This window comes from Vibrio navarrensis (assembly GCF_015767675.1).
Classification (GTDB): domain Bacteria; phylum Pseudomonadota; class Gammaproteobacteria; order Enterobacterales; family Vibrionaceae; genus Vibrio.
In genome coordinates this window covers 570,177-584,506 of sequence record NZ_CP065218.1, presented here as the reverse complement: position 1 = coordinate 584,506, position 14,330 = coordinate 570,177, and the positions used below count along the sequence as shown (strand labels likewise).

The following is a 14,330-nucleotide window of genomic DNA, read 5'->3' as shown; positions in this document are numbered from 1 at the left end:
TGTCTTTGTTGCTTTTGCCTGAACTCAGTCAATCGGTATCGTCAGGCGCTGCATTTGCTCCACGCGAATGGTGCCTTGGTATTCACTTTGGATAACACTGAGGCTACGCCAGCGCGCTTGAGAAGGAGCTGTGGGTGGGGTAGGAGGCTGATCACGGTTGACGGTTTTTGAGTGCAGCAGGGTAAAGTTTTGATCAAAAAATTGCCAACGAGCCAGTGACGATGCGCAGCCCGAAGGCGTGGCGGGGAAGCGGATAGTGAGATCGGCCGCGCTGGATTGTTCAATCCACGGTGTGTTGGAAGGGGCCGAAATCAGCAGCGCCATGCGCTGCTCGCCCAGCGTGAGCCAATAGACACCTGCGGCATACGGCGAAAGCAGAACGCGACTTTCCACTTCGGCGTAATCGGCAGGCGCAAGCTCTGCTGCTAACAAGGTTGCACCTTGCGCAGAAGCCAGACGCACCGCCAGCGGCTGGGTGAGGTTTTCGGCGCTCAGCCTCACTTGGTAGCCTTGGAAGGTCTGATTGAACTTATGAATAAAAGTCACCGCAATCGCGAGATCGTTAGGCGATGTGCTTGGAAGTGCTTGTCCGCATTGGGTTTGACTGAGAATGGCCTCTTTAATTGGTTGCCAAAAAGGCTCGGCTACGGGCGTGGTAGACAGTGTGTGGATGAGCTCGTGCCATGCTTGCGTGGGATGCCCCTCAACCAATAGCTGGTAACTGCTTTGCAGCGGTGTGGTGCGAAACCAAGCGTGGGTGGGGCTTGGCGGCGTTTCCGCTATCGCGGCGCCGCTTACTAACGCGCTGAGCATACCAAGTTGCGTAACGTGATTGCGAAAAGAGGCGCAGATCATACGGAGGCTCCTTTGAGGCGATAACCCACGCCGCGCAGGGTCTCGATATCCAGTTGCGGCAGTTTTTGTCGCAAATGCAAAATGTGGTTATCCACGGTGCGCGTAGTCGGGAATGATTGATAACCCCAAATAAGATTGAGCAGCTCATCTCGGTGATAAACTCGCCCCGGATTTTGCAACAGCATCAGCAGCAGTTGAAACTCTTTCGGTTTGAGCTCAACCGGTGTTTGGTTATGCAGCACAGATCGATTAGCCACATCGACCACAATATCCGCGTAGCTGAGTAAGCTACTGCCGAGCGGGCGCAGTTGCGCTTCGATGCGTGCCAGCAACTCTTGGTGGGAAAAGGGCTTGAGCACATAATCTTTCGCCCCCGCTTTGAGCCCTTCAATCCGTTGCTCCACTTCAATTTTGGCGGTCAGTACGATCACTGGCAGGGCTTTAAGCATCAACCAGTGCGGCAGATGTTTCAGGCTGTCACCATCGTGTAATTGCCGATCCAAAATCACCAGATCGGTACTGAACCAGTGCTTTTCGACCTGTTGGCTCTGCGTCACCCACTCGCATGCATAACCATGATCATGCAGATAATCGCGCAGACCTTGGCCGAGTAAGGTGTCATCTTCAATCAGCAAAATACGCTTCATAGCGGCAGCTCCAAAATACAACGGGTTGGATGACGACGGATAACCAGTTTGCCGCCCATTTGGGTGATGAGTTTTCGCACCAACTGTAAGCCAACGCCCATGTTATCTGTGTTTGGGCGAGAGTGAGTGTCTTGATGCCTCGAAAGTCGTTTGCACAGACGTTGGTAGAAAGAGGGAAATTCACCGCAATCTTCCACTTCAATGCGCAGCGTTTGTGCAACCACACTCACCGTCAGGCGAATGGGCGGCACGCCATGCTGCTTGGCATTGCTGAGTAAGTTGGTGACGCACAGCCCAAGCCAGTAATAAGGTAGTGCGAGTATTGAGTCGTGTTTGATATGAAGCTCAACCTCAAAGCCCTCGATACAATGCTCGATAAAGTCACTCAACTGCGCTGGATGGCGCGCCATGCTGTCGTGGCTTGGGCTCAAGTAGTGGCGACTGGTTTCGCTCAACTGCGCTAGCCGCTGATGATCGGCCATTAATCGCCATAAGCTCTCTTGCGCCTTGGGGGATAACTCATCAAATTGGCTGCGTAGTGATTCGACCGTAAACCCTAAACTGGTGATGGGCGTGCGCAGTTCGTGAGTCAGCAGTTGCAAAATAAAGCGCCGCTCGCGCCCTTCTTGATAGCGCAGCCAAAGTGAACGCAGCGCAGCGCCAAACGCAAGCAACACGCCGATCACCAAACCGCTATACAGCAACGCATGACTGCTCACGCGCTGATTAAAGCAGAGGTTGCTGTAACGCTCATCGCAAGGCTTGTGCGCTTGATAAGGCTCAAGCGTGAATGGCAGTGGTGCGGTGAGTGCGCGCCACTGCACGCTCGAAAGCACATGCCAGCCCGCTTCGCTGCTTAGCCACAGCTCATCATTTGACGCAAGATAAAGGCGAAAACCGTTGAGCAGTGCATCTACCCCCGCAGCGCCCGGTCTTTGCCACAAGGCATGCAACGGATGATAGCGACTCGCCAAGGTGAAACGTGTTGGATGCGCCGAAGCAAAGGTTGCCTGCTCTGCATCCGGTAAGTGCTCAATATAGCGATCTGCGTAGCTGCCTCCCGCCGGATGTTGCCACGCAACACGCTGAAACCACTCTGCGCCGAGCGGCGTTTGGCGACATAACGCCAACTCAAATTCGACCGCTTTCGCCAAATACGGCGAAGAGGAGTTTCGCGGCTGGCACTGCTTGGCCGTGGCGGCTAAATCTGCGATGTCTTGCCACGTATATTGAGTAAAATCAGGATATTGACTGTGACTACTGAGTAGCGCAAACGGGTATTGATTGAGGGTTTGGCTCGCCACCAGTGGCGTGCTTTGCTGCTCAAGCGCCGCGCGATAAAAAATCGACCAACGCTGGGTGGATGCTTCATTGTCACCTGCGCTAGAAAACGCAGAAAATAAGCTGCACAAGAAGAGAGTTAACCAGCGATGTAAGGGCGGCAAAATCATGGCATGAGTACTATTTCATGTTGGTCATGCCAATAGTAGCGGCTCAAGGTGGAGATTTGTAATCTGCATGTCAACAAATGTGTCGTTCGGAGCAAAACAAGCGGTAGATTGTTCACATTAAGGAAGAAATCCACCGCTCGATTGGTTAAAAGTAAAGCGATGCGCTTATAACTCGATGCTTTTCACCATACCCGCTTCGGCGTGGCCTGGAATGTTACAGGCAAACTCGACTTTGTTATCGCCATGGAAATGCCACAAAAGCTGTTTGGCTTTGCCTGGTTGAACTGTCACGGTGCTGCCACTGTCATGAGTGTGATTTCCAATTTGTTTCATCATTTCACGGTGTTTTAGCTGCTCAGCCGCGGAGCCAATCGAAAACTCATGGTCAATTTTGCCTGTGTTCATCACAACGAACTGCACCACGTCGTTTGGCTCAATCGTCACTTCTTTTTTGAAGGTGATCTTCATGTCATCGCTCAAAATTACGTGCACCACTTTATCCGGCTTCGCCCCTTTTGCTGGCATGCCAACGTCAGACATGCCTTCCATACCCATCATTGATGAGTGATCCATTTTCATGCTGCCTTCTTTCATGTTGCCGTGATCCATTTTGCTGTGGTCCACTTTTCCATGATCCATCTTAGAGTGGTCCATTTTGGAGTGATCCATGGTGTTGGCCAATACTGCGGTGGCAGAGAAAGTCAGTACGGCTGCAATCACTGTTTTTGTCATCTTGTTCATGGTGGTTTCCTTTTTAAGTCGTGTTCTTTTGTTTTCTGTTGTTGATTGTTTTGTTAAGGGGGCAGCCAGTACTGCCCGTGATTTTTTATTCGGTTTTGGTCAGTTCGGTGCTCTTCCATAACTTGAATATGGCAGGGAGAACCAACAGCGTTAGCAGAAGTGCTGAAGCCATGCCACCAATCATTGGGGCCGCGATACGCTGCATCACTTCAGAGCCCGTGCCTTCACCGTACATGATTGGGATAAGGCCAATGATCACTGTTAGCACTGTCATCATGACTGGGCGCACACGTAAACCAGCGCCTTCGCGGATCGCGTCGGTGAGATCTTGTGCAACGAGCGACTGTTTGTTTTCTTCAGCGTGAAGCTTTTTGTAATGCCACGCTTGGTTGAGGTAGACGAGCATGATGACACCGATTTCCACCGCCACCCCGGCCAGTGCGATAAAGCCGACCCCCACCGCAATGGAGAAGTTGTAACCGAGGTAATGCATCAGCCACAGTCCGCCCACCATCGCCAGAGGGAGTGTCGCCATGATGATCAGTACTTCGCCAACGCGACGGAAGCTGAAGTACAACAGCAGCATGATGATGGCCAGCGTAATGGGCACCACCACACTGAGTCGCTCTTTAGCGCGTTCCATATATTCATACTGACCAGACCAAGCGAGTGAATAGCCTGCGGGAAGTTCAAGCTGCTCCTCCACCACGCTTTGCGCTTCTTGCACGTAAGAGCCCAAATCGCGACCATCAATATCGACAAACACCCAACCGTTTGGACGCGCGTTTTCGGTTTTGATCATCGGTGGACCATCTTCATAGCGAATGTCTGCCACATCGGCGAGTGCAATGCGTGCTCCGTTTGGCGTTACCAGTGGTAGGTTTTGCAATTTGACCACGGAATCACGGTAGTCTTGCGGATAACGCACATTGATGGGGTAGCGTTCCAGACCTTCAATGGTTTCTCCCACGTTCATGCCGCCAACCGCGGTGGAAATCACTTGTTGAACATCTTTAATGCTCAAACCGTAACGTGCTGCCGCTTTACGTTTGATGTCGATGGTGACATAGCGCCCACCCGCAACACGTTCAGCGTAAACAGACGCGGTGCCTTGCACGCCTTTGAGGATCGGTTCGAGTTGTGAGCCGATCTGCTCGATTACTTTCAAATCAGGACCGGCGATCTTAATGCCGATCGGTGTTTTGATACCTGTGGCAAGCATGTCGATGCGGGTTTTGATCGGCATCACCCATGCGTTGGTTAAGCCCGGGAACTGAACAAGGTTATCAAACTCCTTGCGAAGTGATTCTGTCGTCACGCCTTCACGCCATTGGTCGCGCGGTTTGAGCTGAATAACCGTCTCGATCATCGTCAGTGGCGCGGGATCGGTTGCGGTATCGGCACGGCCAATTTTGCCCCACACCGTTTCCACTTCCGGTACGGTTTTGATCAGCTTGTTGGTTTGTTGCAACAGCTCACGCGCTTTACCGATGGAAATGCCCGGATAAGTGGTTGGCATGTACATCAAGTCGCCTTCATCCAATGGCGGGATAAATTCACTGCCCAATTGACTGGTCGGGTAGTAAGCCGATGCCATCAATCCCAATGCCAGCACGATCATCGATTTTGGGTATTTTAGGCTGAGGTTAAGTAGTGGGCGATACAGAGCAACTAAACCACGGTTGACCGGGTTTTTATGTTCAGAAAGCACCTTCCCACGAATGAAATACCCCATCAGAACGGGGACTAAGGTAATGGCCAGCCCCGCCGCGGCCGCCATTGCGTAGGTTTTGGTGAAGGCGAGTGGTGAGAACATCTTGCCTTCTTGGCCTTCCAGTGCGAACACGGGAACAAAGCTTAACGTGATGATAAGCAGTGAGAAGAACAGCGGCGCGCCGACTTCTTCAGCCGCTTTACCTATCACTTGCCAGCGGTTTTTATCCGTAAGCGGTGTGCGTTCAATGTGCTTGTGGACGTTTTCGATCATCACGATCGCCCCATCCACCATGGCCCCAATCGCAATGGCGATGCCACCGAGAGACATGATGTTGGCGTTAATTCCTTGCCAGTGCATGACAATAAAGGCGGAGAGAATACCGACAGGGAGGCTCAGTGCGATGACCAAGGATGAACGAATGTGGAACAAGAACAGCGCACAAACCACCGCCACCACAATGAACTCTTCGGCGAGTTTTTTCCAAAGATTTTCAACCGCCGCATTGATCAGGGTCGAGCGATCGTAAGTCGACACGATTTCCACGCCTTCTGGTAGGCTGCGTTGCAAGTCTGCCAGTTTTGCTTTGACGTTGTCGATCACTTGGCTGGCATTTTCGCCAAAACGCATCACGATCACGCCACCCACGGCTTCCCCTTCACCATTAAATTCAGAGATGCCGCGGCGCATTTGTGGGCCAATGTTGATATCGGCAATGTCACCCAGTAGTAGTGGTGTACCTTTATCGGTCACCTTAAGCGGTAGGGACTGAATATCTTCAACGCTGCTGAGATAGCCCGTGGTGCGCACCATGTGTTCGGCTTCTGCCACCTCAATCACTGAGGCGCCCGTTTCTTGGTTGCCGTTCTGAATCGCCATGTTGATTTGCTGCAACGTTAAGTTGTAAGCACGCAATTTCGCAGGATCGATCTGCACTTGGTATTGTTTGACCATACCGCCAACAGTGGCGACTTCCGACACCCCTTCGACGGTTTGCAGCTCATACTTTAGGAACCAGTCTTGTAGGCTTCGTAGCTGAGCTAAATCATGCTTGCCTGTTTTGTCTTGCAGCACGTAGCTGTAGATCCAGCCCACACCCGTCGCATCGGGGCCGAGTGTCGGCTTGGCATTGGGTGGCAGTTTTGGCGCCACTTGGCTTAAATACTCCAAAACGCGAGAGCGCGCCCAATACATGTCGGTTTTATCGTTGAAGATGATGTAGACGTAGGAATCACCAAAAAACGAGTAACCGCGCACTGTTTCGGCACCCGGCACCGCTAACATGGCGGTGGTGAGTGGGTAGGTAACTTGATCTTCCACGACCTGCGGCGCTTGACCTGGGTAACTGGTTTTGATGATCACCTGCACATCAGAGAGATCGGGGAGCGCATCGACGGGCGTGTTTTTAACGCTGTACAGCCCGCCCAGGGTAAGAAATAGTGTGGCTATCAACACCAGAAAACGGTTGTTGAGAGACCAACGAATGATCGCTGTTATCATTATTGACCTCCCATCGCTTCAAGTTGTTTCAACTGGTAGTCAGAGCCCACTTTAGCAACTAGAAATCGTACTTTCTGTCCTTCTTCAAAGCCCGACAAATTGATCTCTTCACCCACAGAGAAGTTCATTTCACCTGAATCCCAGTTCCATTCAGCGACAGGAAGGTGGGAGAGGGTAACCATGCCAAAATCCGCCATCAACATGGAGATATCCCCACTGAGCCAAACTTCAGACGCAATGGCGCTGTTGTCTGCCTTGATAGCGACGATTTGGTATTGGCCGTCGGCGGTTTTTTGCATTTCGAATTCGATGGCCTGTCCTTTGGCAAGCTTGGTTAAATCCACCCCTTGCGCGGCGTTGAAATTCATCGTCATGCCGGGCCAATTCCACTCTGGTACAGGCTGGTGGTTAATGGTTAACATGCCGTGATCGGCCATAAGATCGGTGATTTCGCCTTTGGCCCACGCGGTTTCTGCTGGCGCTTCAACACCATTGATGCGCGAAAGATCGGCCGTTTGGCTCGATTCCGAATCAAGCATAAAGTGCGCAGAGGTGACAATGCGATCCCCTTGGTTTAAGCCTTGGAGTACTTCCACTTTGTCATCGGCTTCTCGGCCGGTTTCGATGCGTGCTGAGCGGTATTTACCGTCACCTTGCGCCAAAACCACACGCGTCATACCACCTGAGCGGATCACCGAAGATTTTGGTACGGTGAGCACTTCGGAGTCGCTGACGGGCTGCAAGGTGATGTTGGCGAACATGTTTGGTTTGAGTTCGCCATTTGGGTTGGCAAACTTAAGACGCATGCGCAATGTGCGTGTTTTCGGATCAAGAATGGGGTAAACGTAGTCGACCTCACCTTGCCAAGCTTTGCCGGGCAGTGCATCCAACGTCATGCTCGCTTGGCTACCATTAGTTAACCAGTGTGCTTGTCGCTCGAACACTTCCGCATCTACCCACACTTCATTGAGAGGGCCAGCACTGATGACCGCTTGTGCGGGTGATAAGTAGCCACCTTCGCGAATGTTGAGACTGGCGATAACGCCATTAGCGAGCGCTTTGATCTCGATGGTTTGTGATGCTTTACCACGTCGAATCACTTGGTTGATCTGTTCGCGGTCGACGCCCAAAGAAAGTAATCGCTCTGTCGCGCCTTTAACCAGCCCATCACGGCCAGTGCGTTTGGCATTGAGTAGTTCTTCTTGCGCTTTGACCAGTTCAGGAGAGTAGAGGGTAAAGAGAACCTCGCCCTTTTTCACCTGCTCACCTACGGCGTTGATATACAGTTTTTCCACCCAGCCAGACACGCGTACGTTGGTCTGCCACAGCTGGCTTTCGTCAAACGCTATGTAACCCACGGTTTCGATGCGTGGTGATAGCTTGGCCAGTTCGACTGCGGCCGTTTTTACCCCTAGGTTGTTTTCAACTGAAGGGTCGATCTTCACCGTTCCGGGCTTGTCGTTTGCCCCTGCGAGATCGTCGGCATAGACGGGAATGAGATCCATACCCATAGGTGACTTGCCGGGTTTATCGCGTTTGTAATTTGGGTCCATTGGCGCAACCCAATACAACGGCTCATGACTTGCTTTGTTGTCGGTAGCAGCCATGGCACTCATGTCATGAGCATTGAAATATTGATTAGCCGTAAAGCCGAGTGCAGCGCCAATCAGTAGGGCAACCGTTGCGATTTGTAGTGATTTCATTCTGTAATTCCTTGGCAAATTAGCGACGGTTCGCGTCAATATCCGCGAGTTCGGGTTGGGTGACGGTATAGGTGAAGCCGCCAAGCAACATCGCAAGATTACTGTTCACTTGATTGAGGTCGGTGAGAAGGCGCTGCGACTCCAACTCCACTGCCAATTCATCTCTGGTTGCGGCGATCACGTCGTTAAATTGTGCAGTGCTGTTTTGGTAGCCCCGCTCAACAGCTTTGGTGCGCGCTTTGGCTTGTTCAAGCAAGGTATTTTGGTAGCGTTCAAAGCGCTGTTCGAGATTGCTTCTATCCACCAATAACGCGTTCACTTTGGCGTTCATCTGCGCCAGGAGGAGATCTTTTTGCGATTGAGCCGCACCCACCTGATATTGGGCCGCAGCGTGTGCTCGGTCTTGACGATTTCCGGTAAACAGTGGGATATCCATCGTGAGATACGCGCTAACCAGATCGGAGGCGGGCTCCCCCTTCATATTGTTGGCTTGGCGGTAGGCATACATCACTTCGACACCAAATTGAGGGGTGTAAGATTGCTCGGCAAGCTCTACTTGCGTTTGGCTGACCGCAATATTGGCGTTGGCCATTTGCACCATCGGATGTTGGGCCAATAGGGCGAAGTGCTGAGTCGTGGATGACGCCGACAATAAACGCTCTAACGCATCCCAATTGAGTTGATTACTCGCTTTGAGATCGCGTTGTTGGTACAGCCATTCGCTGCCGAGCCATTCGGACATTTGTGCCAGAATGCGGCGTTGCATCTGCTGGTTGGCTTGCAGCTTTTCTTCTAATTGGCTGACTTGCAACTGCGCATTGAGCAGGTCCTGGGCTTCACTCTTAGCAATCGAATAGTTGGTGCTAATGAAACTTTCTAGCTCACGCATTAAGCGCTGATTTTCAAGCAGAACGCGTTCAGCTTGCTGCTGATAGCCGAGTTCCAGCCAAAGTTGCGTCATACTGTTGGCCACTTCCCGTTCGCGGGTGTCGACTTGAAGCGCCATACCATCGGCTTGCTGAGTGGCTTTTTTACTCTGTAAGTCTAACGTTGAACCTCGTTCAAACTGCTGCATTAGACCGACAGAAATGTTGGTCATTGGGTCTTCGTCGAACTTAAAGCTATCGACCGGTAAACCACCAAAGCCCACTTTCAGTTTGGGATCCATCAAGGTAGAGGCTGCAACGCCGCTTTCCCGCATGGCTTGTGATTGGGCAAAAATCTGCTTGCGGCTGGCGTCATTCGCCAGAGCCTGTTCAATCAGCAGGGTTAAAGGATCGCTCTGTGAGAGCAACTGACCTGTTGGGGCAGTGGAAGACTGCGCCATCACTGGAGTTGCAACCAGAGCGGAAACGCTGATACACAGCGCCAATAAGCTTGGTTTCATTTTCATAATCCAATCTGCACGTCAAAAAGCGACGTGAAAATACACACCACAGCTCGTTAGAGCTTGTGATACGACATATTGATGATCGGATTACGCTATTGGAGGGCGATAAAGAGATTGCTGTCTTTCAATAGACCAAGCCGTTGATTCACGAGGGATCAGCGCCATGTTGTAAGAGACAGGTAAGGAGTGCGCAGTTTGGGGCAAAAACGCAAAGACACTGACACAGGCCGCAGTACAGCAATTGTGTATCGATGGGGCGTCAGTGGCGCAGTGGTTGGTTGGCGTCTTAGCTGCTTGATTGCTTTCGGCTTGAGAGTTTGCCGATTGATGGCTTCCAGAGTGCATCGCGTGGGGATCAACCACCTTCACGCTCATACCACAATCGGATGTCATGGTGCTTTGAGACTGCACCGTACTTTGAGATTGCACTGCGCTTAGCATCTGAAAAGTCATTAAAGGCGCGCTGGAAACAATACCAGAGGTCAGCATGGCAAACATGCTGATGATGGATATCCAGAAGATGCGAACAGAAGAGAAACGCATGTCGTGCCTTTAATGAAAAACTTAGCTGTACTTTAAAGCTTAACCCTAGGGGAAGGTCAAGAATAAAAGCGTTCTATAGGAGGATTTTGCCTCATCGTGTTAGCGCGAGTTCGCCGCAGAACAGCAATTCTGATTTCCATCTCTATTGAGATAGTATTTTGCGAGAAATCGCGCATAATCCTGCTATTCAACACTCACAGAAGAAATGACTTATGACTAATTTCCAATATTACTTTCATCCACTTCCTTGTTTTAACTGTAAAAAAACCACCGTCAGCACGGATCTGGGTTGGCTAACGGCAGCGATGAAAGAGGATGTGTTAGCGCAAGTGGCAGTAATTACTGCACAAGACAATGTTGAACCTGATCTGGCGGTCAACGTGACTTGCACCAAAGAAGAAGCGCGTGATTACTTGTTGCTTAATTTCTACGGCTACTCAGAAGAAGAGCTGGTGGATCAAGTAGAAGAAGAAGATGAACAAGAAGTCGCGGCTGAAATCGCCGATCTCACCGTACAAGGTAACGAGACAATCGTGTTCGAACACGAAATTGCCCTACAAAGTTGTACCGATTGCGAAATGGACAGTGAGTAACACTGAGCGAAATGAGTTAACTTAAACGCGTTTTTCAGGCCAAAAAATTAAAAAATCCCTCAGCGTTGATTGAGGGATTTTTGTTTTTAGCGAGGAGTCTTAAATTTCGGTCCACACGATTTCCCCGTTAATGTGGCGCATAGCTGACGTTGTACAAATTTGTTGCTAATCTATTGGTCAGACCAGATTGAGTCACGGATAAGATGCCCAACTAAAGGCAATAAAGGGAAATTTTGGTGAGATTACATACAATTCAAGGTTATATCCAGATCATGTATTTGGCGGAATACCCTGACAAACTGATGCTCTTGGATGGAGCAAGCCGGGCCGATATTCCCTATCTTAAGCAATTTATTGAGCACGAGTTGGGAAAGTCATTCTCTGACCTCAAAGTGGTGGTGGTGACGCACATGCACCCAGATCACGCGGGTGGGGCACATCTTCTGCGACGTTTGACAGGGTGCAAACTGGTCTCGGCTGACAAAACGCACGATTGGTATCACGGCTGGGATGGTTTTTTGATGCATTTAACCGATCTAGCGTTAGCACGTTGGATGGCTAATCGACTAAAAAAGCCAAAGCGTAATCTTTGGTATTCGAGGCGGCTTAAACCGGACTACCGCTTGTGTGACGGTCAACCGATTCCGGGCTTTGAAGATTGGCAAATTTTAGAAACGCCGGGGCATACCGATCGCGATCTCTCGGTCTATCATCCTCAGCAAGATATTCTCTATGTCGCAGATTTAATGGTGGAAGTGAAAAAGCATCTAATCGCGCCTTTTCCAGTTTTTCATCCCAATAAATATCGTACATCGCTTAAGCGAGTGTTCGAAATGCAGCCGAAAATGCTACTTGCTGCGCATGGAGGACAGGTGGTATTTGATGAAATTGCTTATCAGCACATTCTGAGTACAGCGCCGCGCAGCCCAGCAACACATTGGCGTGTAACGCAAGTCAAGCTGAGAGGATTAGCTGGTTCACTATGGCGTTTCGCGGTAGGCAGCAAGAAAGGTCGTAAAAGAGAGTGAGGAGGAGAAAATCTCCTCCTACCAGCTCAAGATACCAAAATGTGAGACTGACTTGGGTCCACTAGGACTTTATTTGACATGCCTTGACGGCCTAACAACATCATGTAGGTCATATCTTGGCGGTTACTAAGCGTGATTTCAATCGGCCACTCTTGGTCTCCCATTCGCAACAGGGTTTCGATCACACAGCGGTGCTCAAAGGTTCCGTTGGAAGATTTCACTTTTCTGCATGCTTTAAGAGGCGCACTGCAACGCACAATTTTTTCCAAATGATAGACATCAGGATGAAGGTCAAACTCGACGTACTTTCTGCCTTTCTTTCTCAGACAAAGTAGATTATCAACGTGCAGAGAAGAAGTCTGCGCGCCAGTATCAATTCGCGTCTCTAAGTGAGTAATCCCTAACTCTGGTAAGCAGACAGCTTCAGTATTTCCGATGATCAATTTCTGAGTCATAGTATATATCCAAGCTTGCTACGCAATTTTAAGTATAGTGAAAGGCTCGCTTTCACCGCGGATGATTATCCTTTGCCTCGTGTGCGATTAGCATTCGGCTTCGCGTTCTTTTCGATAAACTCATAGATCATGCCAGCGATGTCTTTTTGCGTGGCTTTCTCGATCCCTTCTAGGCCAGGAGAAGAGTTCACTTCCATGACCACAGGGCCGTTTTTCGACTGGAGAATGTCCACACCGCAAAGGTTCAGTCCCATTGCTTTCGCCGCATTGATGGCGGTCGCGCGCTCTTCTTTACTGAGACGAATCAGCTGTGCAGTCCCGCCACGGTGCAGATTGGAGCGAAACTCGCCTTCTTTCGCTTGGCGCTTCATCGCCGCAATCACTTTATTGCCAACCACAAAACAACGAATGTCAGCCCCTTTGGCTTCTTCGATAAACTCTTGCACCATAATGTTGGCTTTCAGACCCATAAAGGCTTCGATCACGCTCTCAGCTGCTTTGCTGGTTTCAGCCAATACCACACCAATGCCTTGAGTGCCTTCAAGAAGCTTGATCACCAGCGGAGCGCCACCAACGTTTTTGATTACGTCTTGGATATTATCTGGATGATGTGCAAAACCAGTGCGTGGTAAGCCAATGCCTTTGCGCGATAACAACTGCAAAGAACGCAGTTTGTCGCGCGAGCGGCTAATGGCAACCGATTCGTTGATACAGAATGTACCCATCATTTCAAACTGGCGAACCACTGCGGTACCGTAGAAAGTCACTGAAGCGCCAATGCGTGGAATGACAGCGTCATACTCCGGCAATTCTTCACCCTTGTAGCGAATCTTAGGGTTGTTGCTCGTAATGTCCATATAGCAGTGCAACGTGTCGATGACATCCACTTGGTGTCCACGTGCTTCACCAGCCTGCTTTAAGCGAGTGGTGGAATATAGACTCTCATTACGAGAAAGAATAGCAATACGCATGGCATTTCCTTAGTAAGTCATTACCAATTTCAAATCATTTAAGAATAAAGCGAACGGGTTTAAATGATGTGACATACCCCTTAAATAATGCGGGCAAAAACCATTCGTTCACACGATTCAGGATTGTGGTAGAACACCACATCGTTTTTGAGGTGCGCACCTTAGATTTTTTTAACTAGCGATGAAAACGAAAAAAAATCATCGTAATGATAAAAATATTCTATCAACGTGGCATCCCTTACGGCTAATGATTGTCAAGTGAAAAAGGCGTCGGATATTAGAAAAATTGGTTATGGTAGCGTGAGTTACAACTGGTCCGATTAGACTTCTGGCCGTCTGAAAATAACCATCTAATCGGGAAAATGCAACAAGTGGCGGGCTACCTGTTTAGTAATAATAGAAGAGGAAACTCATCCGATGCGATTGTTTTTTTCTTCTACCTATGTTCTCAGCTAGGGTGACAGCGCGTTATCGGTAATCGATCTTGCCAAACAGCCCTTCATTTCTTGAACGTTTAGTAACCACTGGTAGCAACTTAATCGATCTCTGCAAGGTTCTCTAGCACTGATGGTTGAAAATGTGCAAAAACACAACTTTTTGTGCAGCGATCTTGTTTAGGGATAAAAATAAAACCCCGCCTGGTTTCCCAGACGGGGCTTATTCTCTTTCGCAGCAATCCAGCTACTGATAGTGCTCCCTGCATCTATCCATGATATTGGCTAAATCCTTTAACCTAATC

At 50.0% G+C, this 14,330-nt stretch carries 12 protein-coding genes; 2 read left to right on the top strand and 10 right to left on the bottom strand.

All coding sequences use genetic code 11. The features are described from left to right. Nucleotides 1-24: 24 nt before the first annotated feature. From I3X05_RS19315 to I3X05_RS19280, 8 genes are all read right to left on the bottom strand, one after another. Nucleotides 25-855 carry a DUF2861 family protein gene (locus I3X05_RS19315; protein WP_337971426.1) on the bottom strand — a complete coding sequence of 277 codons (831 nt, stop codon included), beginning with the start codon at nucleotides 853-855 and terminating at the stop codon, nucleotides 25-27. Next, complete coding sequence (locus tag I3X05_RS19310; protein WP_000821691.1) at nucleotides 852-1,502, bottom strand: response regulator transcription factor; 651 nt, start codon at nucleotides 1,500-1,502, stop codon at nucleotides 852-854. The genes I3X05_RS19315 and I3X05_RS19310 overlap by 4 nt, the downstream gene beginning before the upstream one ends. Further along, on the bottom strand, nucleotides 1,499-2,953 hold the full coding sequence (locus I3X05_RS19305; protein WP_337971425.1) for a DUF3404 domain-containing protein: 1,455 nt from the start codon (nucleotides 2,951-2,953) through the stop codon (nucleotides 1,499-1,501). Before I3X05_RS19305 ends, I3X05_RS19310 begins: the two co-directional genes overlap by 4 nt. Nucleotides 2,954-3,118: 165 nt before the next feature. Continuing rightward, nucleotides 3,119-3,685: a copper-resistant cuproprotein CopI gene (gene copI / locus I3X05_RS19300; protein ID WP_337971455.1), complete on the bottom strand. Its 567-nt coding sequence runs from the start codon at nucleotides 3,683-3,685 to the stop codon at nucleotides 3,119-3,121. A gap of 94 nt (nucleotides 3,686-3,779) precedes the next feature. Beyond that, nucleotides 3,780-6,908 (bottom strand): efflux RND transporter permease subunit, encoded by a 3,129-nt coding sequence (locus tag I3X05_RS19295; protein WP_045568687.1) that lies wholly within the window; start codon nucleotides 6,906-6,908, stop codon nucleotides 3,780-3,782. Continuing rightward, complete coding sequence (locus I3X05_RS19290; protein ID WP_045568686.1) at nucleotides 6,908-8,611, bottom strand: efflux RND transporter periplasmic adaptor subunit; 1,704 nt, start codon at nucleotides 8,609-8,611, stop codon at nucleotides 6,908-6,910. The genes I3X05_RS19295 and I3X05_RS19290 overlap by 1 nt, the downstream gene beginning before the upstream one ends. Nucleotides 8,612-8,630: 19 nt before the next feature. Then, a complete protein-coding gene (locus I3X05_RS19285) occupies nucleotides 8,631-9,998 on the bottom strand; it encodes a TolC family protein (protein ID WP_045568685.1) in 1,368 nt (455 codons plus the stop codon). 90 nt (nucleotides 9,999-10,088) lie between these two features. Further along, complete coding sequence (locus I3X05_RS19280) at nucleotides 10,089-10,499, bottom strand: hypothetical protein (RefSeq protein WP_082069513.1); 411 nt, start codon at nucleotides 10,497-10,499, stop codon at nucleotides 10,089-10,091. A 257-nt stretch (nucleotides 10,500-10,756) separates the two neighbouring features. Here I3X05_RS19280 and I3X05_RS19275 point away from each other — a divergent pair, with 257 nt between their 5' ends. Together I3X05_RS19275 and I3X05_RS19270 are read left to right on the top strand one after the other, a co-directional pair. Beyond that, a complete protein-coding gene (locus tag I3X05_RS19275) occupies nucleotides 10,757-11,137 on the top strand; it encodes a hypothetical protein (RefSeq protein ID WP_045568683.1) in 381 nt (126 codons plus the stop codon). Nucleotides 11,138-11,373: 236 nt separating this feature from the next. Continuing rightward, complete coding sequence (locus tag I3X05_RS19270; protein ID WP_045568682.1) at nucleotides 11,374-12,165, top strand: MBL fold metallo-hydrolase; 792 nt, start codon at nucleotides 11,374-11,376, stop codon at nucleotides 12,163-12,165. 26 nt (nucleotides 12,166-12,191) lie between these two features. On the opposite strand, the gene I3X05_RS19265 is transcribed toward I3X05_RS19270, so the two are convergent. Together I3X05_RS19265 and rimK are read right to left on the bottom strand one after the other, a co-directional pair. Next, complete coding sequence (locus tag I3X05_RS19265; RefSeq protein ID WP_045568681.1) at nucleotides 12,192-12,620, bottom strand: ATP-dependent zinc protease family protein; 429 nt, start codon at nucleotides 12,618-12,620, stop codon at nucleotides 12,192-12,194. Between the two features lie 65 nt (nucleotides 12,621-12,685). Then, entirely contained in the window at nucleotides 12,686-13,591 is a 906-nt protein-coding gene (rimK, locus tag I3X05_RS19260) for a 30S ribosomal protein S6--L-glutamate ligase (protein WP_045568680.1), read from the bottom strand. Between the last annotated feature and the right edge of the window lie 739 nt (nucleotides 13,592-14,330).